We start from the raw sequence: 25850 nt of genomic DNA, 5'->3' as shown, positions 1-25850 counted from the left end.
GCAAGACATGGAAATCACCAAGTACCCTGAACCGCACTTCCGCAATGATGCGGACGGCATGACGCTGCTGGGGGTGCGCTACCGCGACACCGGCGAGTTGCGCTTCCCACCACCCGAGTTTCTCCAGGCCGGAGAGGCCGCGGAGCCGGTTTCCATGGGCGCCAGCGGGCGTCTGTACACCTTCACCACAGTTCATCCCGCCAAGGCGGCCGCGTACGCGCTGGGCATGGTCGACTTCGACAACGGCCTGCGGGTGTTTGGCCGCCTGGCCTGGCCGGAGGGCAGCGAGCCCGCCATCGGTGACGTGGTGCATGCGGTTGCGTTCGCGCTCCCGGATGGCACGCCGGATTACGCCTTTGCGCCGCTGAAGGGAGCCGCAGCATGAACGAGCCGTTGATCACCGGTGTCGGCATCTCCGACTTCGGCCGCTTTGCGCATCTCAACGAAGAGGCGCTCGCGCAGGCCGCCATCCTGTCCGCGTTGAAGGACGCGGGTGTGGGCATGCGCGATGTGCAGGCCTTTTACTGCGGCAACGCCCTCGGCGGCCACCTGCCCGGCCAGCGCGCGCTGCGCGAGCTGGGTACCGGCGGCGAAGCCGTCTACAACATCGACAACGCCTGCTCGAGCGGGGCCACCGCGTTTCACCTGGCGTTGCAGGCGCTTCGCGCGGGGCAGTACGAGACGGTGCTGGTCTTCGGCATGGACCACTTGAGCGGTCTCGGCGGCGGCGCGCTGCCCATGAACGAACGCGACTGGAACAACCGGCGCGGCATGATCATGCCCGCGCTCTACGCGATGCGCGCGAAGCGCTACATGCACGAGCGCGGCGTTCCGGCCGAGGTGCTGGCGGATGTGGCGGTGAAGAACCGACGCCACGGCATGCTCAACCCCATCGCGACCTTCTGTCGCCCCGTGACGCGCGAAGAGGTGCTGGCTTCGCGCATGGTGGCCGATCCGCTGACGCTGCTGCAGTGCTGCCCGGGTGTGGTGGACGGCGCTGCCGCACTGGTGCTCAGCACACGTCCTTCCCGGGGCACGGCGAAGCCGGTGCGTGTGCTGGCCTCGGTGGTGCAGTCGGGCCTGTTCGAGATCCACCAGGTGGACATGACCGAGGCGGAAATCACGCGGCGCGCGGCGCGACTGGCGTACGAGCAGGCCGGTGTCGGCGCTGGCGATCTCAGCCTGATCGAGCTGCACGATGCCTTCACGATTTCCGAGCTGCTGTACTACGAGGCACTCGGCCTGTGTGAGGCCGGGGAAGGGCCGGCATTGCTGGCCAGCGGCGCCACGACGCTCGGCGGGCGCATTCCCGTGAACGCGAGCGGCGGTTTGCTGGCCAAGGGGCATCCGCCGGGCGCCACCGGCGTCGCACAGATCGTCGAGCTGTGCGAGCAGCTGCAGCAGCGCGCCGGCAAGCGGCAGGTGCAAGGCGCCCGCTTGGGCCTGAGCCAGGTGACGGGCGGCGGCATCTGGGGCGTGGACCACGCCGCGTGCTCCATTCACATCCTCGCCGCCTGAAGAAGGAGCCTGCCATGACAGACCACATCATCCCCAGCGGACTCACCGGCCTGACCGCCATCGTCACGGGTGGCGCCCGGGGCATCGGCCTGGGCATCGCCCGAAGCCTGGCCGAGGCCGGATGCCGCATTGCCCTCTGGGACATCGACGCGGACGCGCTCCATGCCGCGACTGCAGCGCTCAGAGCGGACGGTGCCGAGGTGTCTGCGCGCCGCGTGAGCGTGACGTCGCCGGAAGATGTCCAGGCCGCCACCGCCGAGCTCCTGGAGCGCAACGGGCGCATCGACGTGCTCGTCAACAACGCGGGCATCGGCGGCGACAAGCTCGTCACGAAGATGGAGCTCGACTTCTGGCAGCGTGTCATCGAGACCAACCTGACCTCGCAATTCATCTGCTGCAAGGCGGTGCTTCCGACGATGGTCGCGCAGAAGTTCGGCCGAATCATCAACCTGTCTTCGCGCGCCTGGCTGGGCAACCGCGGCCAAGCCAGCTACTCGGCGTCCAAGGGCGGCGTCGTCAGCCTGACCCGCAGCCTGGCGCTGGAGTTCGCGCGCAGCGGCGTCACGGCCAATGCCATTGCGCCAGGCATTGTGGAAACCCCGCTGTTCGGCACGCTCGCGGCCCAGGCCCAGGAAGACCTGAAGCGTACCGTTCCCATGCAGCGCATCGGCCAGGCCGAAGATGTCGCCAACGCGGTGCGCTTCTTCGCTTCGCCCGCGTCCAGCTATGTGACGGGGCAGGTGTTGTACGTGTGCGGCGGGCGCAGCCTGAGCAGCGCATCGGTCTGACACCGGCCTCACAAGGAAAGGAGACAACATGAAAAGAAGAGAGTTCACGCTGGCAGCCGCCGCCGCGCTGCTGGCACCGGCAGCGCCCGTGCGGGCAGACAACTACCCGTCGAAACCCGTGCGCCTGATCGTGCCGTATCCGCCCGGTGGTGGCACCGACACCGTGGCTCGCGCCGTGTTCGAGCGTGTCGCCACGCTCATGGGACAGCCCTTCGTGGTGGACAACAAGGCCGGCGCGGGCACCACCATCGGCCTGGGCGAGCTGGCGCGGTCCCGCCCCGATGGCTACACCGTCGGCGTCGGCGGCACCAGCGACCCGCTGCTGCCCCTGCTGTACGACAGGCTGGCGTTCAATCCCTCGGCCGACCTGGCCTTCGTGGCCACGCTGGCGACCGTGCCCATCGTGCTGGCTGCCGGCCCGAGCATTCCTGCCAAGACCCTGCAGGAACTGCTCGGCGTCGGGCGCGCAAAGGGGGCGCAACCGCTGGCCTATGCCTCGCCCGGGACCGCCTCGCCGCACCATCTGGCAGGCATCTACCTGGGCGAGATGGCGGGCCTTCCGCTGGTGCATGTGCCATACAAGGGCACCTCGCAGGCGCTGACCGATCTGGTCGGAGGTCACGTGCCGCTCGCCATGCTGGGCCTGCCTTCGGCCTTGCCGTTCGCACGCCAGGGCAAGCTGAAGATCCTCGGCGTCGCGACCGCGCAGCGCTCCGCCCTGGCGCCCGAGATCCCCACCATCAGCGAGAGCGGGGTGCCGGGCTTCAATGCCGGCTACTGGTGGCATGTGACCGTGCCGACCGGCACGCCGCAAGCAGTCATCGCGCAGCTGCGCGATGCCGTGGACAAGACACTGCGCACCCCGGCGCTGACCGAGTCCCTGCTCAAGAGCGGCTTCGAGCCGATGCTGCTGTCGCCCGCCGAGGCGGAGAAGGCACTCAGGGAGGACACTGCCAAGTGGACGAAGGTGATCCGCGCGAACAACCTTCGCGGCGGCTGACCGAGGAGACGAACCGACATGCTTGGAGACTCCCTCAACGGCATCCGCGTCATCGACTTCACCCAGGTCGCCGCGGGACCGGTGTGCACGCAGACACTCGCCGACCTCGGCGCGGATGTCGTCAAGATCGAGGCGCCCACGGGCGAGCTGTGCCGCGCGCTGGCGCCCTTCGTCCAGGGGCAGAGCCTCGGATTCATGGCGCTCAACGGCAACAAGCGCAGCGTGGCGCTCGACCTCAAGAATCCGCAGCAGCGCGAAGCGGCGCTTCAGCTCGCCGCCGACGCGGACGTGGTGGTCGAGAGCTTCCGTCCCGGCGTGATGCAGCGGCTCGGGCTGGGCTACGAGGACGTGCGGCAACGCAATCCGGGCGTCATCTATTGCTCCGTCTCTGCGTACGGGCAGGAAGGGACGTGGCAGCACAAGCCAGGCGTTGATGGCGTGCTGCAAGCGGTCTCCGGCCTGATGAGCGTGACGGGCTTGCCGGAGGCGCCGCCATGCAAGGTGCAGGTGCCGGTCGTCGACATGGTGACCGGCTACGTCGCCGCCATCGGCGTGCTGGGAGCGCTGGCGCGGCGTCGACGTGATGGAGAGGGCGATCGCGAAGGCCAATGGATCGACGCCAGCATGTTCGCGTCCGCCATCGCGTTGCAGCAGATGAGTTTCGCCAGCTACTTCGCCGACGGGGTTCCCCCGGCGCGCATCGGCAGCGCCGCGCCCTATGCCGCGCCCAACGAGGCGCTGCGTTGTGCGGATGGCTGGATCATGCTCGCCGCCTACCACCCGTCGCGCTGGGAGGCGCTGTGCGGTGTCCTCGAATGCCCCGGGCTGCTGACCGACCCACGCTTTCGCGAACTGTCGGGCCGCATTGCGCACCGTCGCGAGCTGGTGCAGTTGCTGGAAGAGCGCATGACGCGCCGCCCGCGCGCCGAATGGCTGAAGCGCTTCGAGGCGGTGGACATCATCTGCGCGCCGATCAACGACTACTCGGAAGTCATCGCCTCGCCGGCATTCGCGGATGCGAGGTTGTCCGAGACGGTGCGCCATCCGATTGCCGGCGAACTGACCCTGCCCGGGACGCCGTTGCGCGCGGTGGGCGAGGTGCCGCGCGCCCGACGTCCCGCGCCGCTCGTGGGGGAGCACACCTGCGAGGTGTTGCGTGCCGCCGGAATCGCTCACGACAACGAAGGAGACACGACATGCCTGTGACGCTCGAGGTGCGCGATTTCATTGCCACCGTGACCCTGAATCGCCCGGAGGCGATGAACGCGATCGACCCGGAGTCCGCCGCGCAGTTGCACGAAGCCTGGAACGAGATATCGATTCGCAAGGACGTGCGGGTCGGCATTCTCACGGGAGCGGGCGAACGGGCCTTCTGTACCGGCGCCGATCTGAAGAAGACCATGCCGCCCGCAGAGAGCTTTGCTGAACTGCATTTCGGTTCGCGGGCCAGCCTTCCGCCGGTCTCGACCCTGCAAACCCCCAAGCCGATGATCGCCGCGATCAACGGCTTCGCGTTGGGAGGCGGGCTCGAGATGGCGATGCTCTGCGACATCCGGATCGCCGCGAGCACTGCGGTATTCGGCCTGCCGGAGGTCTGCATCGGGAGCATCCCGGCTGGCGGTGGTACGCAGCGCATCGTGCGCGCGGTGGGCCAGTCGGACGCGATGCTGCTGCTGTTGACCGGCGAGCGTATCGACGCCCAGGAGGCGTTACGCATCGGCCTGGTCAGCCGGGTGGTGGCGCCACCGGATCTCGCGGCGGCCGCGCGGTCGATCGCCCAGCGCATCGCCTCGAATGCACCCCTGGCCGTGGTCACTGCCAAGAGGCTCGCCCAGGTCGGCCGCGAGCTGCCGTTGACGGCCGGCCTCGAATTGGAGCAGCAGAGCTTCGGCAACCTGCGCGATTCCGACGATCGGATCGAAGGGCGCCGTGCCTTCGCCGAGAAGCGCACGCCGAGTTTCCAGGGGCGTTGAGCCGCGCGAGCTGCGCCGGGCGCTTCACGCCGATCAAGACCATTGGAGAGACATGACCCAGGACGCCAAGAATTTCGCCGGCACACGTGCCATTTCCCCGCAGCACCGGTTCGATGTGAACGCGCTCGCTGCCTGGCTCGAAAGCAACCTCGAAGGTTTCGCCGGCCCGCTCACGGTGGAGATGTTCAAGGGAGGGCAATCCAACCCGACCTACAAGCTTGTGACACCTGTCCGAAGCTACGTGATGCGCGCCAAGCCGGGGCCCGTCGCGAAGCTGCTGCCTTCTGCGCATGCCGTGGAGCGTGAGTTCAAGGTCATGAGCGGCCTTGCCGGTACCGCCGTGCCGGTGCCGCGCGTGTACTGCCTGTGCGAAGACGAGTCGGTCATCGGCCGTGCGTTCTGCATCATGGAGTTCGTCCAGGGCCGCGTGCTGTGGGACCAGTCCCTGCCCGGAATGAGCAATCTTGAGCGCGCGGCGATCTACGACGAGATGAACCGCGTGATCGCCGCCCTGCATGCGGTGAAGTTCGCGGAGCACGGCCTCGCCGATTTCGGAAGGCCCGGCAACTATGTCGAGCGCCAGATCGGTCGCTGGAGCAAGCAGTACGTTGCATCTGCCACTCAGGAGATTCCCGAGATGGAGCGGTTGATGGTGTGGTTGCCGGCGCACGTGCCCGAAAGCGCGCGCGATGAACGGATGGTCTCGATCGCGCATGGCGACTTCCGCCTCGACAACCTGATCTTCCACCCCACCGAGCCACGCGCGATCGCCGTGCTCGACTGGGAGTTGTCCACGCTCGGCCATCCGCTCGCGGACTTCAGCTACCACTGCATGTCGTGGCACATCACGCCCCGGATGTTTCGCGGCATCGGCGGACTCGACCTGGAGCGCCTGGGCATTCCGACCGAGAGCGACTACATCCGCAGGTACTGCGATCGCACCGGCATCACGACGCCCGAGGCGCTGGCGCCCGATTGGAATTTCTACCTGGCCTATAACCTGTTCCGCATGGCGGCGATCCTGCAGGGCATCGCCAAGCGGGTCGAGGCGGGCACGGCGTCGAGCGCGCAGGCCGAGGCCGGGGGTGTGCGGCCGATGGCTGAACTGGCGTGGCATTTCGCGCAGCGGGCCTGAGCACGATGGCGGCCGGCTGGACTCCTTGCCCGTACGGGTTCAGAGCGACTGCAGCCAGGAGAGGTAGCCGGCAGCTCGCCGTTCCGCGCTGCCGTCGAGAAGGAAGATCATGGCCGCCTGCACCGCAAGACCAGCTCCGGCGCCTTGCCAGACGGAGCTCTGCGGCGCCAGGATGACGAGCAGGATTCCGGCTGCGGCGAGCGCGAACTCGATCCAGCGATTCCTCGCAAATTCGTTCATGACGACCTGCATGCGAGGAATTTCCTCGATGCCCAGGCGCACCCGCTCGTTCGCGACGATGTGCTGGACGCGCGCGAGGTCTTGCGGGCTGCGCCACCAGACGGAGCCGCCGACACCCAGCTGGACCAGCGCCGCCAAGACAAGCGGGCCCGCCGCACCGCGCCAGAACGCGCTGTGGCGCCAGGTCCATGCGGCCACGGCGATCGCGGTCACCGCGACGGCGACGAACATCAGGCCACCCCATCGCTCCGCATGGAAGTAGGTCTCGGCCGTGTTCATCCGAAGGTCCGGCGCGGGGAGCCGCTGCATCACGCCTCAGGCCACGGCCGCTCTGGCGAGGGCGGCGTCCTGTTCCGGCGTTCCACCGGACACCCCGAGCGCTCCGGTCAGTGCCCCCTCCGCGTCGAAGATCGGCACGCCGCCACCCATCAACAGCAGGCCCCCTGCATGGACGTGATCGAAGTGCGGGGTCGGCGCCCCCAACTGCAGCGGTGCGTTCAGCGATTCGCTGGGCATGCGGAACATCACCGAAGCGCGCGCCTTGGCCAGCGCCAGTTCATTGGACGCCAGCCATGCATCATCCATGCGCGAGAAGGTCACGAGGTTGGCGCCGCGATCCAGGATCGCAAACACCGCGTTGAGGCCTGCATCCTTGGCCGCCTGACGGCCGCGGGCCACGATGCGATGCGCCTCGTCGATGGCGATGTCAGGCATTCTGGGTCCACTCCGTCTCCTGCCATTGCTTGGCCACGTCGACCGTCGCGAACGGGCGCATCGTGCGATACAGGTGTTCCTTGGCAGGGATGATCTCGACCATCGCATCGATCATTTCCTGCGGGTCTTCCTGGTTGGCCAGGCCTTCGGTGAAGTCGGGCATCGGAACGACCGCGGTCTTGGGGTCGTACCACTGGACATGGCTTTCCACGCCCGTGTCGTTGAACCCGGTGAGGAAGGCGCCCGGATTGACGGTGGCCACCTTGACGCCGAAGGGCGCGAGCTCGACCTTCATCGAGCCCGCGATGGCCTCGATCGCGTGCTTGGTCGCGCAGTAGATGCCAAGGAAAGGCACCACCAGGATGCCGCCCATGGACGAGGTCCACACCACCTTGCCGGCGCGGCGGGCCACCATCTTGGGCACGATGGCCTGGACCAGTTCGAGGTGCCCGAACACGTTGATGTCGAACGACTCGCGCGCCCGCTGCATCGGGATGTCGGTGATGGGCCCGGCCTCCATGACGCCGGCATTGAGCACCAGCACGTCAGGATCGAAGGAGCCCGCGTGGGCGATATCGATCTTGTCGAGCAGATTGAGCTTGATCACCTCCAGCTCGACGCCTGCTTCGGCCGCATCGGCACGCAGTTCGCGAACCTGTGGCCATGTTTCGGCGCCGGCCACCACCTTGTGGCCAAGCCGTGCCAATGCAATGGCCGTGCCGCGGCCGAAACCCGAGCTTGCGCCCGTCATCAAGATCTTCTGGGACATGAATGAGTACCTGCGAGTGAATCGTGCATTCAGTCTAGGAAGACCGTACGATCAAAGCAATCCCATCAATTCTTGTTGTGCCGGTGAATCCCATTCATCAATTCAAGGGCTGTGACCTGCTCTCCCTGAATGTGTTCCTTGCCGTCGCGGCGCATGCCAGCTTTCGCGAGGCAGGAAAGGAACTCGGCATCACCGCATCGGCGGTGAGCCATTCCATCAAGGCGCTGGAGCAGCGCCTGTCGGTCAGGCTGCTCAACCGGACCACGCGCAGCGTGTCGCTGACCGATGCAGGGGAGCGATTGGCGGCAACGCTGCGGCCCGCACTCTCGTCAGTGGCCGGCGCCCTGCAGGAGATCGACAGCTTCGGCGGCATCCCGAGCGGCACCCTGCGGATCAATTCCAGCGAAGGTGCGGTCCGCCTGGTGCTGCAGCCGGTGCTGGCGCGCTTTCTGCGCGAGAACCCGCAGGTTCACCTCGACATCGTGTGCGACGGAAAGCTCAGCGACATCGTGGCCCACGGTTTCGATGCGGGCATCCGGCTGGCGGAGGCCGTCCCGCAGGACATGGTGTCGATCCGCGTGGGTGCGCCGGTGCGTTTCGCCGCGGTGGCTTCGCCGGGCTATCTGGCGGCACGTGGACGACCTGCCGTGCCGCAGGATCTGCATGGCCATGACTGCATCCGCTTCCGCTTCGACAGCGGCGCGATCTATCGCTGGGAGTTCGAGCGCCACGGGAATGCCGAGACCGTCAACGTCAACGGTCCGCTCACCCTGACTGACCAGCCCTTGATGGTCGATGCAGCCATCGACGGCATCGGCATCGCCTTCGTGCCCGATCACCTCGCAGCCAGCGCGCTGAGCGACGGGCGACTCGAGCGTGTGCTGGATGCGTGGTGCCCGGCATATCCAGGCCTGTGCCTCTACTACTCCGGTCACCGGCATGTTTCCAGCGCGTTGCGCGCGCTGATCGCGATGCTGCGCGAGGCGCTCCAGAACGACGTTCAGCACGAGCGCGCCTGAATTCGTGCGCGTGAGCGCAGGGCGCGCAGTCATCTGCGCAGCCACGATTTTTCTCAGCTGAATCCGCGGGCGAAAGGAACGCTCTCGGCATCTCCCTGGGGCGGAAGTCCCTCGTCATTTCAACGCACCGAAGCCTTGCGTATCGCTGCACGAACGACACCCATGAACCCCGCGGCGTCGAGGGCGAAAAGGGCAGGGTCGTTTCAATAGAACTAAAGACAAGGCAGATTATTTGTGCATTGTTCCGGCAGTGCGCGCGGCCTAAAGTTCCCGCACCAAACAACGAAGAGACAAGCTTTCTCTGCAAGGAGGAAGTCAGCGCGAATGCAACCGGTGCATGTGGGCCTCCGCCTGCGAAGCCGAGCGCTGCGCGTGCGCGAATGCCATGAACCCTTCCCTGGAATCGATCACCCGGCCCGACCCGAACGCACCGCTGCTGCGTGTGCGCGACGTGGTCGTCAGGTTTGGCGGCATCGTCGCGCTCGACCAAGTGAGCTTCGATGTGCCCAAGCAGAAGATCGTTGGACTCATCGGGCCCAACGGCGCGGGAAAGACCACGCTGTTCAACTGCCTGAGCAGACTGTACGAGACCACTTCCGGCGGCATCGAACTCGACGGCCTTTCCATCCTGGACCTGCCGGCCCATGCGATGGCGGCACGCGGCATCGGACGCACGTTCCAGAACCTCGCGCTGTTCCCGAGTGCGACCGTGTTCGAGAACATCCTCATCGGCTGCCATACGCGCAAACACGGCAATCTCCTGGCCGACATGCTCAGCCTGCGGCGCAGCCGGCAGGTCAACCGCGCGGCGGCTGCCATGGCGAACGAACTGATCGCCTATCTGCGACTGGGCGACGTCGCGCACCGCAAGGTCGCGCAGCTGCCCTTCGGCACGCAGAAGCGCGTGGAGTTCGCGCGAGCGCTGGCGATGAAGCCCCGGCTGCTGCTGCTCGACGAGCCGGCTTGCGGCCTGAATCATGAAGAAGTCGAAGGGCTGGCCGAGCTCATCCGCGGGACGCAGCGTGATTTCGACCTGACGGTGTTGCTGGTGGAGCACCACATGGGCCTGGTGATGGGCATCTCGGACTGGATCGTTGCACTCAACTTCGGCCGCAGGATCGCCGCCGGGACGCCTGCCCAGGTGCAGGCGAGCCCGGAGGTCATCGCTGCATATCTGGGGGAATCCAAATGACGCCGCTGCTGCAGGTGAAGAAGCTGTCCGCCTCCTACGGGGCCATCACGGTGCTGCACGGCATTGACCTCGACGTGAAGCGCGGCAGCGTCACGGCGCTGCTTGGCGCCAACGGAGCGGGCAAGACGAGCGCGCTGAGAGCCATCTGCGGTCTGTTGACGCGCAAGGGTTCCATGGAGCTGGACGGCAGGCCGCTCATAGGCATGGGCACGGAGGACATCGCCCGCCTGGGCATCAGCCACGTGCCCGATGGGCGCGGCACCTTCACCCATCTGAGCGTCGAGGACAACCTGCGCCTGGGCGGGATCTTCCAGAAAGACAAGAAGCAACTGGCGTCCGACATCGAGCGGATGTACGAGTACTTCCCGATCCTCAAGGCGCGCCGCCTGCAGCAAGCCGGCCTGCTTTCGGGAGGGGAGCAACAGATGCTTGCCGTGGGCAGGGCCTTGATGTCGCACCCTCGCTTGCTGCTGCTCGACGAGCCGTCGTTTGGCCTGGCGCCCAAGGTTGTCGCGGAGATCTTCGCGATCTTCCGCCAGCTCAACGAGAAGGAGGGGCTGAGCATTCTGCTGGTCGAACAGAACGCAGCCCTGGCCCTCGACATCGCGCAGGAGGCCTACCTGATCGAGACAGGCCGCATCGTCTTCTCGGGTTGCGCCGCCAGCGTGCGGAACAACGAAGACATCCGTCGCGCATACCTGGGAGGCTGAACATGGAACTGCTCGTTCAACAGGTCACCGCCGGTCTTGCGACCGGTGCCATCTACGCCTGCGTCGCGCTGGCGATCGTCATGATCTACCGGGCCATCGGGCACGTGAATTTCGCGCAGGGCGAGATGGCCATGGTCTCGACCTACCTGGCCTGGCAGCTCATCGAGTTCGGACTGCCGTACTGGCTGGCCTTCGTGCTGACGCTGGTGCTGTCCTTCGTGCTGGGCGCCATGGTCCAGCACCTGCTCATCCGCCGGATCCGCAACGCATCGGACATCAACCAGATCATCGTCTTCATCGGCGTGCTGCTGGTGCTCAACAGTGTGGCCGGGTTCATCTGGAGCTACACCGTCAAGCCGTTCCCTTCGCCCTTCGGGACGGCACCTTTCATGGGCAGCCCCCTGGCCAGCGCGCACCAGGTGGGAATGATCGGCGTGATCCTCGTCGTGCTGCTGCTGCTGTTCCTTTTCTTCCGCTTCACCCGCACCGGTCTGGCGATGCGCGCGGCGGTGAGCAATCCGAACTCCGCCCGGCTGCTGGGCATCCGGGTCAAGGCGCTCGAAGCACTGGGGTGGGGCATGGCCGCCAGCATCGGGGCCATCGCCGGCATCCTGGTGGCGCCCATCGTTTTTCTCGAACCGAACATGATGGCCGGCATCGTCATCTACGGCTTTGCAGGTGCCGTGCTCGGCGGCTTGAACAGCCTGCTCGGCGCGCTGATCGGCGGGCTGCTTCTGGGCGTGCTGGAAAACCTCATCAGCACCTTCGTTCCGGTCGTCGGCGGGGAGCTGAAGTCCACCATCGCACTGATCGCGATCGTGGTCGTGCTTCTGGTCCGTCCGCAGGGCCTCATCGGCAAGCCAACAACGCACAGGGTATGACCGCTTCATCCAATTCCCGCTCCCCAGCCGGCCGGTACGGCCCTGTGATCGCGATCCTCATTGCTGTTCTGGTGCCCGTGCTGGCGAAGGACTTCCTCGTCTTCCAGGCCACGCAACTGATGGTCTATGCCATTGCCATCATGGGCTTGAACATTCTGGTCGGCATCAACGGGCAGCTCTCGCTGGGGCATGGCGCTTTCTATGCATTGGGCGCCTACACCGTCGCCATCCTCATGGACGGCTACGGAATGCCCTATGGGTGGGCGCTGCCCGTCGCGGCGTTGGTCACCTTCGCCGCGGGCTTTGCCTTCGGACTGCCGGCGCTTCGCCTGGAAGGCATCTACCTCGCGCTGGCCACTTTCACGCTCGCCATTGCGCTGCCTCAGATCCTGAAGCTGTCGGTGCTCGACCCGTGGACCGGCGGCGTGCAGGGCATCTCCATCGCGAAGCCGGAGGCGCCGGCTTTCCTGCCGCTCAATGCGGACCAGTGGCTGTATGTGCTGACCCTGGCCATCACGTGTCTCGTCTACTGGCTGGCCAGGAACCTGATCGGCAGCAGGACGGGCCGGGCGCTCACGGCCGTGAAGGACAACGCGCTGGCCGCGCGCACGATGGGCATCAACGTCGCGCTCTACAAGACGTTGGCGTTTTCCGTCAGCGCCTGCTTCACCGGCATCGCGGGGGCTCTCAGCGCGATCGTCGTCCAGTACGTCTCGCCGGACAGCTTCAGCTTCTATCTGTCGGTGGCCATCCTGGTCGGGCTGGTGGTCGGCGGCGTCGGCTGGCTGCCGGGCGCTTTTCTCGGTGCCGCCTTCATCCTCTTCGTGCCTAACATCGCCGAGGGCGTGTCCAAGGGCCTGTCGGGCGCCGTCTACGGCGTGCTGCTCATCGCACTCATCGTGCTGCGCCCCGGCGGCTCGGCAGGGTTCGGCGCCGCCTGGCGCGGACTGCTTTCACGCACCGGGCGCACGACGCGCCAGATATCGCTTTCACAAGAAAAGGAGACAGGATCTTGAACACGCACACGCGCTTCACCAGAAGAACCGGCCTCACGGCCCTGGCCGCACTGCTGATAGGGGGGCCGCTGACCGGACAGGCTCAGAAACGATACGGCCCCGGCGTCACCGACACCGAGATCAAGATCGGCAACACCAGCCCTTACAGCGGCCCGGGGTCGGCCTACGGCGCGATCGCGAAGATGCATGCGGCGTACTTCAGGATGATCAACGAGAAGGGCGGGGTCAACGGCCGCCGGATCAACTACCTTTCCTACGACGATGCATTGAGCCCACCCAAGACCGTCGAGCAGACGCGCAAGCTGGTCGAACAGGACCAGGTGCTCGCCGTGTTCAATTCGGTCGGCACCGCGGCCAACCTGGCGGTCCAGAAGTACCTGAACAACAAGAAGGTGCCGCAGCTCATGGTCGGCGCCGGATCGACGCGGCTGATCGATCCGAAGACCTTCCCCTGGACCATCGGCTGGCAGCCGACGTACCACAGCGAAGGCGCGATCTACGCGAAGTACATCCTGGCCAACATTCCCGATGCGCGGGTCGCCATCCTGTCGCAGAACGACGATTTCGGTCGCGACTACCTCGGCGGCCTCAAGGCGGGATTCGGCGACAAGGCCAAGAGCCTGATCGTCTCGGAGACCACCTACGAACCCACGGACGCCACCGTCGACTCTCAGATTCTCAAGATGAAGGCTTCGGGCGCCAACGTGCTGGTGAACATCACCACGCCGAAGTTCGCCGCCCAGACCATCAAGAAGGTGGCCGAGATCGGCTGGAAGCCGACGCACTTCCTGACCAGCATCTCGATCTCGATGGGCGCCGTGATGCGGCCCGCGGGCCTGGAGAACGGGCAGGGGATCATCAGCGCGGCCTACCTGATGGAGGCGACCGACGACCGCTGGAAGGACTACCCCGAGATGCGGGAGTGGAACGCCTTCATGGACAAGTACCTGCCCGACGCCAACAAGGCCGACTGGATGAACGTCTTCGGCTATGTGGCTGCGCAGGCATTGGTACATGTGCTGCAGCAGTGCGGCGACGACCTCTCGCGCGAGAACCTGATGAAGCAGGCCGCCAGCATGAAGAACGTGCGCTTCAAGCTGATGCTGCCGGGCATCTTCGCCAACAGCAGCGACAAGAACTTTTTCCCGGTGCGGCAGCTGCAGATGGTGCGGCTGAATGGCCAGAAATGGGAGCCGTTCGGCTCCGTCATGGGCAGCGACGAATAGACCACGGAATCCAGGAAAGAACCATGCACGACTACAAGATGCTCATCGACGGCCAATGGCTGGACGCCCGTTCCGGCCAGACGCTCGACACGGAGAATCCCTACACCGGCAAGCCCTGGGCCCGCATTCCCAAGGCGGCGCCCGACGATGCGGATGCCGCCGTGCGCGCGGCCCACCGGGCCTTGAAGCAGGGCCCGTGGGGGGCGCTCACCGCCAGCGCACGCGGCGCGCTCCTGCGCCGGCTGGGCGACCTGATCGCCGGTGAGGCCGAGGCACTGGCGCGCACCGAGGTCCGCGACAACGGCAAGCTCTTCGCCGAGATGCGCGCGCAGCTCAATGCCGTGGCGCACATGGCGCACTACTACGCGGGTCTGGCGGACAAGGTGGAAGGCAGCGTGCCGCCGCCCGATCGCAGCGGCATGTTCACCTACACGCGCCGCGAGCCCGTGGGGGTCGTCGTCTGCATCGCGCCGTGGAATTCGCCACTGGCTCTGCTCGCGTCGAAGGCCTTTCCCGCGCTGGCCGCCGGCTGCACGGTCGTTGTCAAGCCGTCCGAGTACACCTCAGCCTCTTCGCTGGAGTTCGGTCGATTGTTCGAGCAGGCCGGCTTTCCGCCGGGTGTCGTGAACATCGTGACCGGCCTGGGTGCCGACCTGGGCGAAGCGCTGGTAACGCATGCACTGACGGCCAAGATCGCCTTCACCGGCGGCGAGGCGGCCGGTCAGCGCGTCAACGAATTGGCCGCGCGCGATTTCAAGAGCGTGACGATGGAGCTGGGTGGAAAGTCGCCCAACATCGTCTTCGACGATGCCAACCTGGATGATGCGGTGAACGGCGCAGTCGCGGGCATCTTCGGGGCCGCGGGCCAGACCTGCATCGCGGGCTCGCGCCTGCTCGTGCAGGAGAGCATCCACGACGCATTCGTCGAGCGGCTGGTGGCGGTCGCCAAGGTCGCGCGCCTGGGCGATCCGAACCTGCCTGACACCCAGATCGGTCCGATCGCGACCCGGCCTCAGTACGACAAGATCCTGAAGTACATCGAGATCGCGAAGAACGAAGGCGGCCACTGCGTGCTGGGCGGACGCCCGAGCGCAGAGCTCGGCGGCCTGTTCGTCGAGCCGACGATCTTCACCCGCATCCACAACGGCATGCGCATCGCGCGCGAGGAGGTCTTCGGGCCCGTGCTGTCGATCCTCACCTTCAAGGACGATCGCGAGGCGCTGGAGATCGCCAACGACACCTTCTACGGCCTGGCTTCGGGTGTCTGGACCCAGAACATGGGCCGGGCGTTCCGGATGGCCAACGCACTGGAGGCTGGGACGGTCTGGATCAACACCTACCGTGCGCTGGGCGTGCACATGCCGTTTGGCGGCTTCAAGCGCAGCGGGCTGGGGCGCGAGAACGGCCTGGAGGCCATCGAAGGCTACCTGCAGACGAAGAGCGTGTGGCTCAACTACGACGCGCCGACCGCGAATCCGTTCGTGATGCGCATCTAGTGCCAGCCCAGCCCCAAGCCATCAGGAACAACGCCTCTCATGACACAGACAGAACAGTACGACTACATCATCGTCGGCGCGGGATCGGCGGGCTGCGTGCTCGCCAACCGGCTTTCCGAAGACGCTTCGAAAACGGTGCTGCTGCTCGAAGCCGGCCCCGAAGACCGCAGCATGTGGATGAAGATCCCCGCCGGGACGACCAAGGTCTTCCGGCCCAGCGCCGTCAACTGGGGCTACTTCACCGAGCCCGAACCGAACCTGCGCGGCCGGAAGATCTACTGGCCGCGCGGCAGGACGCTAGGCGGATCGAGCTCGATCAACGGCATGGTCTATCTGCGCGGCCATCCGGAAGACTACGACCAGTGGGCGCGCCTGGGCAATCCCGGCTGGGGGTGGAATGACGTGGTGCCGTACTTTCGCAAGAGCGAAGATCAGCAGCACGGCGCCAGTGCACTGCATGGTGCCGGCGGCCCGCTGGCCGTGACCGACCCGGTCATCGACGACCCCGCTGGGCGGCTCTTCATCGAGTCGGCGATCAACACCGGCTCGCCCTTGCGCAAGGATTTCAACGACGGCGTGCAGGAAGGCGTTGGGCGGGCGCAGGTCACCGTGCGCGATGGCCGCAGAAGCTCGACCTCCGTCGCCTTCCTGCATCCGGTGCGCGGGCGTGCCAACTTGCACGTCGCCGTCGAAGCGCTCGCCGAAAAAGTGGTGCTCGAAGGCAAGCGCGCCACAGGCGTGAGCTATTCACAGCGCGGCGTCAGCAAGCTTGCCACCGCCCGGTGCGAGGTCATCCTGTGCGGCGGCGTGATCAATTCACCGCAGCTTCTCATGCTCTCGGGCATCGGCCCGGCGGCACATCTGCGCGAGCACGGCATCGACGTCGCCCTGGACTTGCCGGGCGTGGGCGAGAACCTCCAGGACCACCTGTACGTGTACTACGTGGCGAAGTGCGAGAAGTCCATCTCCCTGAACCACAAGCTCTCGGGACCGAACCTGTACGTCGAGGCGATGAAGTACTTCGCGAACCGCAGCGGCTACCTGAACATCGGCGCGGTCCAGGCGACCGCGTTTGCCCGCGTCGGGCCGCAGGCCACCCGACCCGACGTGGAGGTCAGTTTCCGGCCGATGAGCCTGAACATCAGCAAGAAGGGCGACATCGCGCTGGACAGCTTCCCGGGCATCAACGCCTCGTGCAGTTTGCTGCGCCCCCGGGCCCGCGGGCGCATTCGCCTGGCCAGCGCCAATCCGTGCGATTACCCGCGGATCCACGCCAACTACCTGGACAACGCAGAGGATCTGCAGGTGATGCGCGAGGGACTTCGATGGATACGCAAGACCTTCGAGACCGAGCCGCTCTCGCGTTTCATCCAGACCGAGCACGCGCCGGGAAATGCAGTCCAGTCGGACAGCGAGTGGGAGGATTTCATCCGCGACTCGGCTCAGTCCGTCTACCACCCGGTGGGCACCTGTGCGATGGGCAACGACGGCATGGCTGTACTGGATCACGAACTGCGAGTGCGCGGCATCGACGGCCTGCGCGTCGTGGATGCCTCCGTCATGCCTCGAATCACCTCTTCCAACACGAACGCGCCTGCGATCATGATCGGGGAAAAAGGCGCCGACATGATCCGCGCGACAGAGGGGCGTTGACGCCAGATCCCCAACTGCCGAGAACTGGGTTCTTTCTGGTCCGTCGGTGTCGTCGGTTGGCCGCCTGCACATCGGCGGCGCTGATGTGATCTTCGTCAGGGGGCGTTTGGACAAAGCAGGTGGTTGTACCTCCGAAACCGGCCACTGGATCGGCGAACGAGCCGCTGCAAAGCAGACAAGCGCGGCTGGCTACATGCAAAGAAGGCGGGATGGGAATGAGTTCCTCATAAGCCACACAGTCGATAGCTGAAAACGGTGGCCGATCAGTGCGCAGGATCCATGCGCAGCCGGTACGCAACGCCATCGCGTCCAGGGTCGGCGCCGCCATGCAGGCCGTCGGCCTGTACCTGCACGCCGTGCACCCAGCCGATGGTGTAGTTGTACGGGTTGCGGCCAATGGCGTAGCCCTGTGCTTCCAGCGCGCGTGTGGTGGAACGCGGAATGCGGTTGCACACGTCGATGGAGTTGCTGGTGGACGAGAAGCGAGGTGCCGACACGGCTGCCTGCATCTCCATACCGTGGTCGATCACGTTGAGCAGCACCTGCAGCACGCCCATGGCGATCTGCGTGCCACCGGGCGCGCCGAGCACCACGTCGAGCTCGCCGTCCTTGAAGGTCATGGTGGGGCAGGACGAGGTGAAGCGGCTCTTGCCCGGCTGGATGCTGCCGGCGCGACCCGGACGCGGGTCGAACACGCCCATGCAGCCGTTGTACAGAAAACCCATGCCCGGGGTGATGATGCCCGAGGGCATGGCCAGCGAGTGGGTCAGGGACACGGCGTTGCCGTCGGCGTCCACCACGCTCAGGTGGGTGGTGTCGCGCGGCACGGGTGCGCCAGGGTTCACGCGCTCCACGTTGAAGCGATGGCCCGCCCGGATCTGCTCGGCCACTTCTCGGGCCATGTCCTTGGACAGCAGCTGATCCAGCGGCACATCGAAGAACTTCGGGTCGCCGATGCAGTGGTCCTTGTCGATCGTCGCCTTCTTCATGGCCTCGCACACCCGCTGCAGGTAGGCGGGGCTGTTGTGCTCCAGACTCGCCAGATCGAAGTGCTCGAGGATGTTGAGCATCTCCAGCAGCATAGCGCCGCCGCCCGGGGGCTGGTTGGTCGTGATGGTGCGGTCGCGGTAGTGGCCCACCAGCGGCGGGTTGCGCTGCACCTGGTACCGGGCCAGGTCGTCGAGCGTGATCAGCGCCCCCAGCGACTGCAGGTGCGTCACCATTTTTAACGCCAGGTCACCCTGGTAGAACGGGCGCGCACCTTCTTCAGCAATTTGGCGCAGCACGGCAGCCATGCCTTCGTTGCGCAGCGGCGCACCGATGGGCTTGGGGCGCCCGTCAGGGCGGCAGTACAGCTGGCGGCTTTCCTCGCAGTACTGCAGCCGCTCCAGGTTGCCGACGCGGCCCATGGTGGGCTCGTCGATCCAGAAGGCGTGCATGCCGGGGCGCACAAAGTAGCCGTCCGCGGCCCAGCGGATGGCGGGCTCCACCACCTGCTGCCACGGCAGGCGGCCGTGCGCCTGATGCATGGCCTCCAGGCCCTTGAGCGTGGCCGGTGTACCGATGGACTGGGGGCCGATGTCGTTGACGCGGCCTTTGAGGATGAAACCGAAGCCGTCCTTGGTCTCGCCCTCGAGCAGGTGCTCCCACATGTTTTCCCTGGCCGCCAGCGGCGCGGGCGAGTGGAAGTCGAAATATTCATGCACCTGGGCGCCCGGCAGGTACACGGCGGCGGTGCCGAAACCTGCGATGCCGCACATCAGCGGATCGACCACGGTCTGGGCCAGCGCGGTGGCCACGGCGGCATCCACCGCGTTACCGCCTGCGCGCAGGATGTCGATGCCGGATTCGGCGGCCTCCGGCTGCGGACAGGCCACCATTGCTTCTTTTTTCATGAGGTGTGATGACGAACCCCTTGCTGCATCGGCGATACGGCAAGGGGTGAAGATGGGAGAAAAAGGGGGCGGTGCTTGTGCGGTCGCCGGCTTACTTGGCGCTGAGGTTCAGTGCCCCGAGCGTGGGCCCCCAGGCCTTGGCGTCACGCGCCGCCGTTTCCATGACCAGCGCGGAAGGGCCGGACATGGGGATCACGCCCATGCTTTTGAGCTTGGCCTGCACGTCGGGACTCTGGTGGAAGGCCGCCGTCGCCTTGTTGAGCTTTTCCACAATGTCGGCCGGCGTGCCGGCGCGCGCCACCACGGCACTCCAGCCCATGTTGTCAAAGCCCTTCACGCCCAGCTCACCCAGGGTGGGCACATCGGGCAGCTCAGGGGTGCGTTGCGGCGACAACACGGCCAGTGGATTGAGCTTGCGGTTCTTGATGTGGGGCAGGGCGGTGCCATACACCGGGGCCATCACCTCGGTTTGCCCGCCAATGGTGGCCAGGATGCCGTCGGCCTCGCCCTTGTAAGGGATGTGGGTCATCGAAATGCCCAGGGCATTGGACACGAGCTCGACAGCCAGGTGGGTGGAGTTGCCCAGGCCGGCGGACGCGAAGTTCAGCTTGCCGGGTGCCGCCTTGGCTTTTTCCGTCAGATCCTTGAGCGTCTTGATGCCTGTGGCCGGGTTGGCCGACAGCACGAACGGCACCGTCGTCAGCATGGTCACGCCAACGAAATCCTTCTCGGGGTTGTAGGGCAGTGGCTTGTAGGTGAACTGATTGAGCACCATCAGCGACACGCTGCCCAGCAGCAGGGTGTAGCCATCGGCGGGCGCATTCAGCGCGTTCTGTGCGGCAATGAGGCCGCCCGCGCCGGGCTTGTTCTCCACCACGATGGTGGCGCCAATGGCCTTGCCTGCGTGTTCAGCCCACATGCGCGCGATCGTGTCGCTGCTGCCGCCCGGGGCCTGCGACACGATCAGGCGCACGGGACGACTGGGGTAGGAGGCTTGCGCGAACACGGTGGTGGCCGTGGCGGCTGCGACCGCGACACCCATCAGGATCTTGTAGACGTTCGTGATTGCTTTGGGCACAGGGATTCCTCAGAAGGTCTGTCATGGAAGATGAAGTAATTTTCATGACAACCCCTACCATTTGCCTAGTGAAAATGCAAAATGGATGCATGAAGGTTTACTCATGATCGAGCGTTCGGAAGGCCTGTCCTGGGCACGAGGCATCAAGGTCCGGCATCTGGAATCCTTTCTGGTGCTGGACGAGGCGGGCACGCTGACCGAAGCGGCTGCGCGGCTGCACATGACGCAATCTGCCATGTCGCATTGGCTGGCAGAGCTCGAACGCGTGGCGGGCACGCCGCTGGTGGTGCGCGGGCGCAAGGTGCAGCTGACGCCTGCCGGGCATCTGCTCAAACGCCTGGCCATCACGGTGCTCGGCGATATCGCCCGCACCGGCCTCGAAATGCATGCGGTGGCTGCGGGACGCGTGCCGCGACTGAACGTGGGCAGCGTCTGGGCAGGCATCGCCGGCGGCCTGCCCGAAGCCGTGACCGCGTTCCAGCAGCGCCATGCCGATGTGGCCGTGTCCATCCACGACGGCCTGTTCGACGACCTGCTCAAAGGCCTGGACACGCGTGCCATGGATGCCGTGATCGGCGTTCTGGATGCGCGGGCGCACCAGCCGCAACTGGCGCACCACGTGCTCTTTGACGACCGGGTGAGCATCGTCATCGGCCAGGGCAGCAAGCACTGGGACAGCAACCAGCCGCTGGGCTTTGCCGACGTGCTGCGCGAGCATTGGGTGATGCCGCCCCTTGGCACGCTCACTCGCATCCAGATGGATGCCTATCTCATCGAGCAACAGGCATCGTGGCTGGTGCCCAAGGCAGAAACCGCCTCGTTGGCCATGATGCAGGCGCTGCTGCAAAAGGGCGACTATGTCGGCGTGTGCGCGGAATCCATGGCGGACTACATGGCCTCGCTGGGGCTGTTCCGCAAGGTCGCCATCGATTCGAACATCCGCTTCGGCCCCATCACCGTGGTGTGGAACCGCGAGCACGTCTCGGCCACGCTCATGGACTTCGTTGCCTGCCTGAAGGCGCACGCGCGGGGCTTGCCTGCTGCACACGTGCAGGAGGCGCCCAGCGCTTAGCAGCCGGCCAAGGCACGTGTCTCAGGTCGAATCGGAAGCTTCGTAGACCACCACTGCCGCGGCCAGGTCCTCCAAGGCGGTGCCCACGGCTTTGAAGACGGTCCGCCCGTCACCATCGGCGCGTCCCTGGATCCGGCCCGCGGCCAGGTCGGCCAACTCCCCTGCTACATCGTCCGCGGCGAACACGCCGCGCGACAGGGGCCCGAGCAATTCGCCACTCTTTTGCAACGCCTCTTGTGTATCGACGAACAGACGTGCACCCGCAAAGCAGCCATCGTCGGCTTCGCGCATCTGCGGCGTGAAACTGCCGATCAGGTCGAGGTGGCTGCGAGGCCGCAGCCACGCGCCCTGCACCACCGGCTGCGTGGCGAGCGTGGCACAGCTCACGATGTCGACGTCGTTCACCGCCTTGGCGAGATCTGGCGCAACGGCCGCTTCGATGTTCTGCGCGCACAGCCGCGCAGCGAGCGCCTTCGCCGCAGCTTCGTCACGGTCCCACACCACCACGCGTTCGATGGGACGCACGGCGCGGTAGGCCTCGGGAATCAGACTGCCGACACGTCCGCAGCCGACGACCAGCAGGCTGCGCGCATCGGCAGGCGCGAGATAGGACGCGGCCAGGGCCGAGGCGGCAGCGGTGCGGCGCGACGTGATCTCGTTGCCGTCGATCTGCGCCAGCGGCTCGCCCGTGCGTGCGTCGTACAGCACATAGGTCGAGAACAGTCCGGGCAGGCCGCGCTGCGCGTTGTCCGGGAAGATGGTCACGGTCTTGATGCCCAGGTAGCGGTCGTGCTGCCAGGCCGGCATGACCAGCACGGTGCGGGGCGAGGTGTGCGTCCCGGCCTGCAGCGAATGCGTGTGTCGCAAGGGCACCTCGCAGCCAGCGATGAACATCTCCCTAAGCGCCGGGATCAGGCAGTCGAAGGGCAATGCACGGCGGGTGCTTTCGGTATCGATGATTTTCATGGGGTCACGGATGGAGTCAGTTGAGTGAAAGTGCCGGCCGTCATGCCTCGAGCACCACGTCTTCGAGCGGGATGGCCTGGCAGGCCAGGCACACGGCCGGGTCTTCCGGTTCGCTGCCGTGCAGATGGCGCACCTTGCCGCTCAGCACGCGCACCGCACAGCTCTCGCACTGGCCCACACGGCAGCCGCTGGCCATCTGCACGCCGAGCGATTCGCCAAAGGTCAGCAACGTGCCCTGCCGGGGCGTCCACGTCGCGGGGGCGCGGCCTGAGCGCGCAAAGCTGACGGTGAAGCGCTGGTCGCCGTCGGTGGGCGGCGTGGTGGGCGAGCGGAAGACCTCGCTGAAGATGTCGAAGCGCGGAACGCCCCGCGCCACGAGGCCGGCGGTCACCGCGTCCATCATGGCCGGCGGTCCGCACAGGTAGAAGCGGGCGCGCTGCGCGATCAACGCGTCGTCCACCACGCTCGCGTCGATGAAGCGATCCGACTGGTAGTCGATGCCCTGACGCTCCTGCGGCTGTGGTGCGTTGTAGTGGTCGACAACCTGCAACTGCGGCAGCCGCGCGCGGTGCTGCGCAATGCGCTCGCGAAACGCGTGGGTCGTGCCGTTCTGGTTGGCGTAGTAGAGCCAGATGGCCGGCCCCTGCGCGCCGTCGGGCAGCGATTCGAGCAGGCTGATGAAGGGCGTGATGCCGATGCCGCCCGCGAAAAAGACCAGCGCCTGCGGCGAGTGGCGCGGCAGCACGAAGCCGCCGGACGGCGCCCGCAGCGCGAGGGTGTCGCCGACTTTCAACGCGCGGTGCAGATGGCTCGACACGCGCCCCTCGTGCGGCGTGCCGTCGGCCGAGCGGCCGCGCTGGTGGCGCACGGCCACGCTGTAGCTGCGCCGGCCCGGCACCTCGGCCGCACCCGTGAGCGAGTAGGCGCGCGTGACCTGCGTGCCATCGTCCAGATGCAATTGCATCTCGATGTGCTGACCGGGTCGGTAATCGGGCAGTTCGCTGTCGTCGACCGGCTCGAAGTGGATGCCCAGTACACCGTCGGCCTCAGGCCGCAGCGCGCTGATGCGGAAGGGGCGGTAGCCGGACCACTTTCGCTGCCGCATCTCTGTGGCCGGGTCGCGTTCGATGTCGCAGAGAAACGAGCGATGCGGCACCGAACCGCTCACGGGGTCGCAGCTGTCGGCGGATATCAGCGCGTTGAAGTTGCTGCCCAACGCGCCTTCAATCGGCAGGCCTTCGCGGTCGAGCTCGGGGCAGCTCTGCCACCAGCCGAACTCGGCCACGATGACGTCGTCCGCCAGTTGGGGCGTGACGCGTGCGACGAAGCGGGCCTCACCCACGCGCGTGCGGACGCGCATCCAGTCGCCGTCCACGATGCCCTTGGCGGCGGCGAGCGCGGGGCTCAATTCGGCCACCGGATCGGGCGCGCGCTTGCGCAGCGAGGCCAGACTGCGGTGCTGGCTGTGGCAATAGAAGCCGTTCTTGGCCGAACTCAGCACATAGGGAAAGCGGCCCTGGCGCGTGGCCTTCGCATCGCGCGGCGTGTCTGCCGGTTCGACGAAGGTGGCGACCGGCGGCTGGCCGTGGCGCAGCAGGGTTTCGGAATAGAGCTCGACGCGGCGCGTCGGGGTGTCGAAGCCGCGCACGCCGGTGGGCGTGGCGCGGGCGTACTTCTGCTCGCTCGCGTCGATGGCGCAGGCCATGCCTTCGGGCCGGGCACGCAACTGGTCGACCGTGAGGCCGAGCGGCTCGAGCATGTGGTTCCAGCCCGCGTCGAGGCTGCCGCCGAAGAAGTCGTCGCCCATGCCCAGGCGAACGGCCAGGTCGAACAGCACGTCGTTGTCGGCGCGCGATTCACCGCGTGGCGTCACCATGCGCTGGCGCAACTGCACCCAGCCGGCCGCACGGTCGTTGATCTCGAAGCCGATGCGCAGGCCCTCGCGTTCCCAGGGTGTATTGACCGGCAGCAGGATGTCGGCGTACCGGGCGGCGGGTGTTTCGAACAAGTCGCAGTGCACGTGGAATTCGAGCTGCGACAGCGCCTGGTGCGCGAGCGCGCTGTCAGCCTGCGACACGGGAAGGTTGGTGCCGAAGGCCATCATCGCGCGCACCCTGTAAGGCTCGCCTTCGAGAATCGCGCGGTAGGTGTCGCGCGCCGTCACCCAGCCGTGCGCAGGGGGACCGATCGGGCGCTGCGCCAGACCGAGCGCCTTGGCGCGCTGCGTATCGGGCAGCAATGAGAGCGAGTTGACGGCGTTGACGCGCGGACCGACGCGAACGCGGTTCGCACCGATGCGGTCGAAGCTGCCGCACAGCGCATACAGCGTGGCGACTGCGCGCTCGGCTTGCGTCGCGTTGGTGTGCTGGCCGATGCCGGTCCAGGCGTGATAGGCCACGCGACGGCAAGTGCCGAAGAGGTCGGCGACCGCGCGCAAAGACGCTTCAGCAACGCCGGTGATGCGTTCAACATTCGGCGGCGTGTAGGCGGCGCAGCCCTGGGCCAGCAGTTCGAAAGCTGGCGCACACGACAAGCGATGTGCGCCCACGTCGATCTCGACCGCGCCGCGCAGGCGGAAGTGGGCGGCGTCTTGGGTTTGCGCCGCCTGCTCGGTGTCATAAGGCACCGCGCGGTCCAGTGCGTCGTTCCACGCCATGAAGCGGTTGCCCTGGGCATCGGGCCACAGGTCCTGCTCGCGCAGGAAGTGCCCGTTGTCGCCGCGCACCAGCAACGGGGCATTGGTCCACGCGCGCACGAAACCTTCGTCGAAGCGCGCATCCGCGATCAGCAGGTGGATCAGCCCCAGCGCCAGTGCCGCATCGGTGCCGGGCCGCACGGGCAGCCAGGTGTCAGCCTGCCGCGAGAGCGCCGTGGGGCGCGGATCGATCACCACCATCTTCGCCCCGTTCGCGCGGCCTCGGCCGATCGCGTTGGCCTGTGCCAGCCAGGTGTTCGCGGGGTTGTGACCCCACAGCACGATCAGGTCGGCCTGCGCGTAGTCGGCCGCGGGCATGCCGCAGCCGAAGGTGAAGGCGTGCGCGAAGTCCTTGTGCCAGTTGCAGACCTCGGTCGCGTAGCAGATGTTGGGACTGCCAAAGAGGCGCACGAAGCGCTCGATCCAATCGATGCTGTCCGTCAATGGCGTGCCGCTGGGCGTGGTCACAGCGAACACCACCGACTCGGCACCGCTCTCGGCCTTGATGGCACTCAGGCGCTTGGCGGTCTCGGCCAGTGCCTCGTCCCAGCCGATGCGCACCCAGCCCGGATCCGCTTCGGTCTTGGGCCTCGTGCGACGCATCGGGTAGCGCAGCCGGTGCGGACTGTGCACCAGTTCGGGCGCGGCCTTGCCCTTCATGCACATCGCCTGGCCGGTGGGGTGCGAAGCGTCGGGCCGTACCGACACCAGCATGTCGTCACGCACCTCGTTGAGCGTGCCGCAGCGCGAACGGCAGAGCGTGCAGTAGCCCTGCTTGGTTTGCGTGGGCGCCGTCGTCGTCATCACTTGCATC

Annotated in this window: 23 protein-coding genes; 16 read left to right on the top strand and 7 right to left on the bottom strand. The window is 66.5% G+C overall.

Annotated elements, in window-relative coordinates; genetic code table 11:
* The first annotated feature begins 7 nt into the window (after nucleotides 1-7).
* Genes FFI97_RS01325 through FFI97_RS01295 form a run of 7 tightly spaced genes read left to right on the top strand, consistent with a single transcriptional unit; the run spans nucleotide 8 to nucleotide 6414 of the window.
* Nucleotides 8-385, top strand: a complete 378-nt coding sequence (locus FFI97_RS01325) for a Zn-ribbon domain-containing OB-fold protein (protein ID WP_139702305.1) — start codon at nucleotides 8-10, stop codon at nucleotides 383-385.
* Nucleotides 382-1518: a thiolase family protein gene (locus FFI97_RS01320; RefSeq protein WP_139702306.1), complete on the top strand. Its 1137-nt coding sequence runs from the start codon at nucleotides 382-384 to the stop codon at nucleotides 1516-1518. The genes FFI97_RS01325 and FFI97_RS01320 overlap by 4 nt, the downstream gene beginning before the upstream one ends.
* Before the next feature lie 14 nt (nucleotides 1519-1532).
* A complete protein-coding gene (locus tag FFI97_RS01315; protein WP_139702307.1) occupies nucleotides 1533-2306 on the top strand; it encodes an SDR family NAD(P)-dependent oxidoreductase in 774 nt (257 codons plus the stop codon).
* A gap of 28 nt (nucleotides 2307-2334) precedes the next feature.
* Nucleotides 2335-3306 carry a Bug family tripartite tricarboxylate transporter substrate binding protein gene (locus FFI97_RS01310; RefSeq protein ID WP_139702308.1) on the top strand — a complete coding sequence of 324 codons (972 nt, stop codon included), beginning with the start codon at nucleotides 2335-2337 and terminating at the stop codon, nucleotides 3304-3306.
* A gap of 18 nt (nucleotides 3307-3324) precedes the next feature.
* Nucleotides 3325-4512, top strand: a complete 1188-nt coding sequence (locus tag FFI97_RS01305; protein WP_139702309.1) for a CaiB/BaiF CoA transferase family protein — start codon at nucleotides 3325-3327, stop codon at nucleotides 4510-4512.
* Nucleotides 4503-5279: an enoyl-CoA hydratase/isomerase family protein gene (locus FFI97_RS01300; RefSeq protein ID WP_139702310.1), complete on the top strand. Its 777-nt coding sequence runs from the start codon at nucleotides 4503-4505 to the stop codon at nucleotides 5277-5279. The genes FFI97_RS01305 and FFI97_RS01300 overlap by 10 nt, the downstream gene beginning before the upstream one ends.
* A 52-nt stretch (nucleotides 5280-5331) precedes the next feature.
* Nucleotides 5332-6414, top strand: a complete 1083-nt coding sequence (locus FFI97_RS01295) for a phosphotransferase (protein ID WP_139702311.1) — start codon at nucleotides 5332-5334, stop codon at nucleotides 6412-6414.
* Between the two features lie 39 nt (nucleotides 6415-6453).
* On the opposite strand, the gene FFI97_RS01290 is transcribed toward FFI97_RS01295, so the two are convergent.
* The 3 genes from FFI97_RS01290 to FFI97_RS01280 are packed head-to-tail and all read right to left on the bottom strand — an operon-like array spanning nucleotide 6454 to nucleotide 8137.
* Nucleotides 6454-6933, bottom strand: a complete 480-nt coding sequence (locus FFI97_RS01290; RefSeq protein WP_139702312.1) for a hypothetical protein — start codon at nucleotides 6931-6933, stop codon at nucleotides 6454-6456.
* Nucleotides 6934-6969: 36 nt separating this feature from the next.
* The gene (locus FFI97_RS01285; RefSeq protein WP_139702313.1) at nucleotides 6970-7368 is read right to left on the bottom strand and encodes a GlcG/HbpS family heme-binding protein; all 399 of its coding nucleotides are present in this window, start codon (nucleotides 7366-7368) and stop codon (nucleotides 6970-6972) included.
* Nucleotides 7361-8137, bottom strand: coding sequence for an SDR family oxidoreductase (locus tag FFI97_RS01280; protein ID WP_062482489.1), 777 nt, complete (start codon nucleotides 8135-8137; stop codon nucleotides 7361-7363). The genes FFI97_RS01285 and FFI97_RS01280 overlap by 8 nt, the downstream gene beginning before the upstream one ends.
* Nucleotides 8138-8220: 83 nt before the next feature.
* Between FFI97_RS01280 and FFI97_RS01275 the strand changes: the two genes are divergently transcribed.
* From FFI97_RS01275 to FFI97_RS01240, 8 genes are all read left to right on the top strand, one after another.
* Nucleotides 8221-9156: a LysR family transcriptional regulator gene (locus tag FFI97_RS01275; RefSeq protein WP_062482492.1), complete on the top strand. Its 936-nt coding sequence runs from the start codon at nucleotides 8221-8223 to the stop codon at nucleotides 9154-9156.
* A 385-nt stretch (nucleotides 9157-9541) separates the two neighbouring features.
* Nucleotides 9542-10348, top strand: a complete 807-nt coding sequence (locus FFI97_RS01270) for an ABC transporter ATP-binding protein (RefSeq protein WP_139702365.1) — start codon at nucleotides 9542-9544, stop codon at nucleotides 10346-10348.
* Nucleotides 10345-11058, top strand: a complete 714-nt coding sequence (locus FFI97_RS01265) for an ABC transporter ATP-binding protein (protein WP_139702314.1) — start codon at nucleotides 10345-10347, stop codon at nucleotides 11056-11058. The genes FFI97_RS01270 and FFI97_RS01265 overlap by 4 nt, the downstream gene beginning before the upstream one ends.
* A 2-nt stretch (nucleotides 11059-11060) precedes the next feature.
* Complete coding sequence (locus FFI97_RS01260) at nucleotides 11061-11939, top strand: branched-chain amino acid ABC transporter permease (protein ID WP_062471874.1); 879 nt, start codon at nucleotides 11061-11063, stop codon at nucleotides 11937-11939.
* Nucleotides 11936-12955 (top strand): branched-chain amino acid ABC transporter permease, encoded by a 1020-nt coding sequence (locus tag FFI97_RS01255; protein WP_082817999.1) that lies wholly within the window; start codon nucleotides 11936-11938, stop codon nucleotides 12953-12955. The genes FFI97_RS01260 and FFI97_RS01255 overlap by 4 nt, the downstream gene beginning before the upstream one ends.
* Nucleotides 12952-14181 carry an ABC transporter substrate-binding protein gene (locus FFI97_RS01250; protein WP_221937655.1) on the top strand — a complete coding sequence of 410 codons (1230 nt, stop codon included), beginning with the start codon at nucleotides 12952-12954 and terminating at the stop codon, nucleotides 14179-14181. Before FFI97_RS01255 ends, FFI97_RS01250 begins: the two co-directional genes overlap by 4 nt.
* 23 nt (nucleotides 14182-14204) lie before the next feature.
* A complete protein-coding gene (locus tag FFI97_RS01245) occupies nucleotides 14205-15677 on the top strand; it encodes an aldehyde dehydrogenase (RefSeq protein WP_139702315.1) in 1473 nt (490 codons plus the stop codon).
* Between the two features lie 39 nt (nucleotides 15678-15716).
* Nucleotides 15717-17330, top strand: coding sequence for a GMC family oxidoreductase (locus tag FFI97_RS01240; RefSeq protein WP_139702316.1), 1614 nt, complete (start codon nucleotides 15717-15719; stop codon nucleotides 17328-17330).
* A 263-nt stretch (nucleotides 17331-17593) separates the two neighbouring features.
* On the opposite strand, the gene ggt is transcribed toward FFI97_RS01240, so the two are convergent.
* Together ggt and FFI97_RS01230 are read right to left on the bottom strand one after the other, a co-directional pair.
* A complete protein-coding gene (gene ggt / locus FFI97_RS01235) occupies nucleotides 17594-19225 on the bottom strand; it encodes a gamma-glutamyltransferase (protein WP_139702317.1) in 1632 nt (543 codons plus the stop codon).
* A 91-nt stretch (nucleotides 19226-19316) separates the two neighbouring features.
* Nucleotides 19317-20303 carry a Bug family tripartite tricarboxylate transporter substrate binding protein gene (locus FFI97_RS01230; RefSeq protein ID WP_139702318.1) on the bottom strand — a complete coding sequence of 329 codons (987 nt, stop codon included), beginning with the start codon at nucleotides 20301-20303 and terminating at the stop codon, nucleotides 19317-19319.
* 103 nt (nucleotides 20304-20406) lie between these two features.
* Here FFI97_RS01230 and FFI97_RS01225 point away from each other — a divergent pair, with 103 nt between their 5' ends.
* Nucleotides 20407-21375, top strand: coding sequence for a LysR family transcriptional regulator (locus FFI97_RS01225; protein ID WP_139702319.1), 969 nt, complete (start codon nucleotides 20407-20409; stop codon nucleotides 21373-21375).
* Between the two features lie 21 nt (nucleotides 21376-21396).
* On the opposite strand, the gene FFI97_RS01220 is transcribed toward FFI97_RS01225, so the two are convergent.
* Nucleotides 21397-22341 carry an ornithine cyclodeaminase family protein gene (locus FFI97_RS01220; RefSeq protein ID WP_139702320.1) on the bottom strand — a complete coding sequence of 315 codons (945 nt, stop codon included), beginning with the start codon at nucleotides 22339-22341 and terminating at the stop codon, nucleotides 21397-21399.
* A gap of 40 nt (nucleotides 22342-22381) precedes the next feature.
* The gene (locus tag FFI97_RS01215) at nucleotides 22382-25849 is read right to left on the bottom strand and encodes a molybdopterin-dependent oxidoreductase (protein WP_139702321.1); all 3468 of its coding nucleotides are present in this window, start codon (nucleotides 25847-25849) and stop codon (nucleotides 22382-22384) included.
* Nucleotide 25850: the final 1 nt, after the last annotated feature.

The organism is Variovorax sp. KBS0712, from assembly GCF_006323185.2.
Classification (GTDB): Bacteria; Pseudomonadota; Gammaproteobacteria; order Burkholderiales; family Burkholderiaceae_C; genus Variovorax; species Variovorax boronicumulans.
This window is presented reverse-complemented; position numbering and strand designations above follow the sequence as displayed.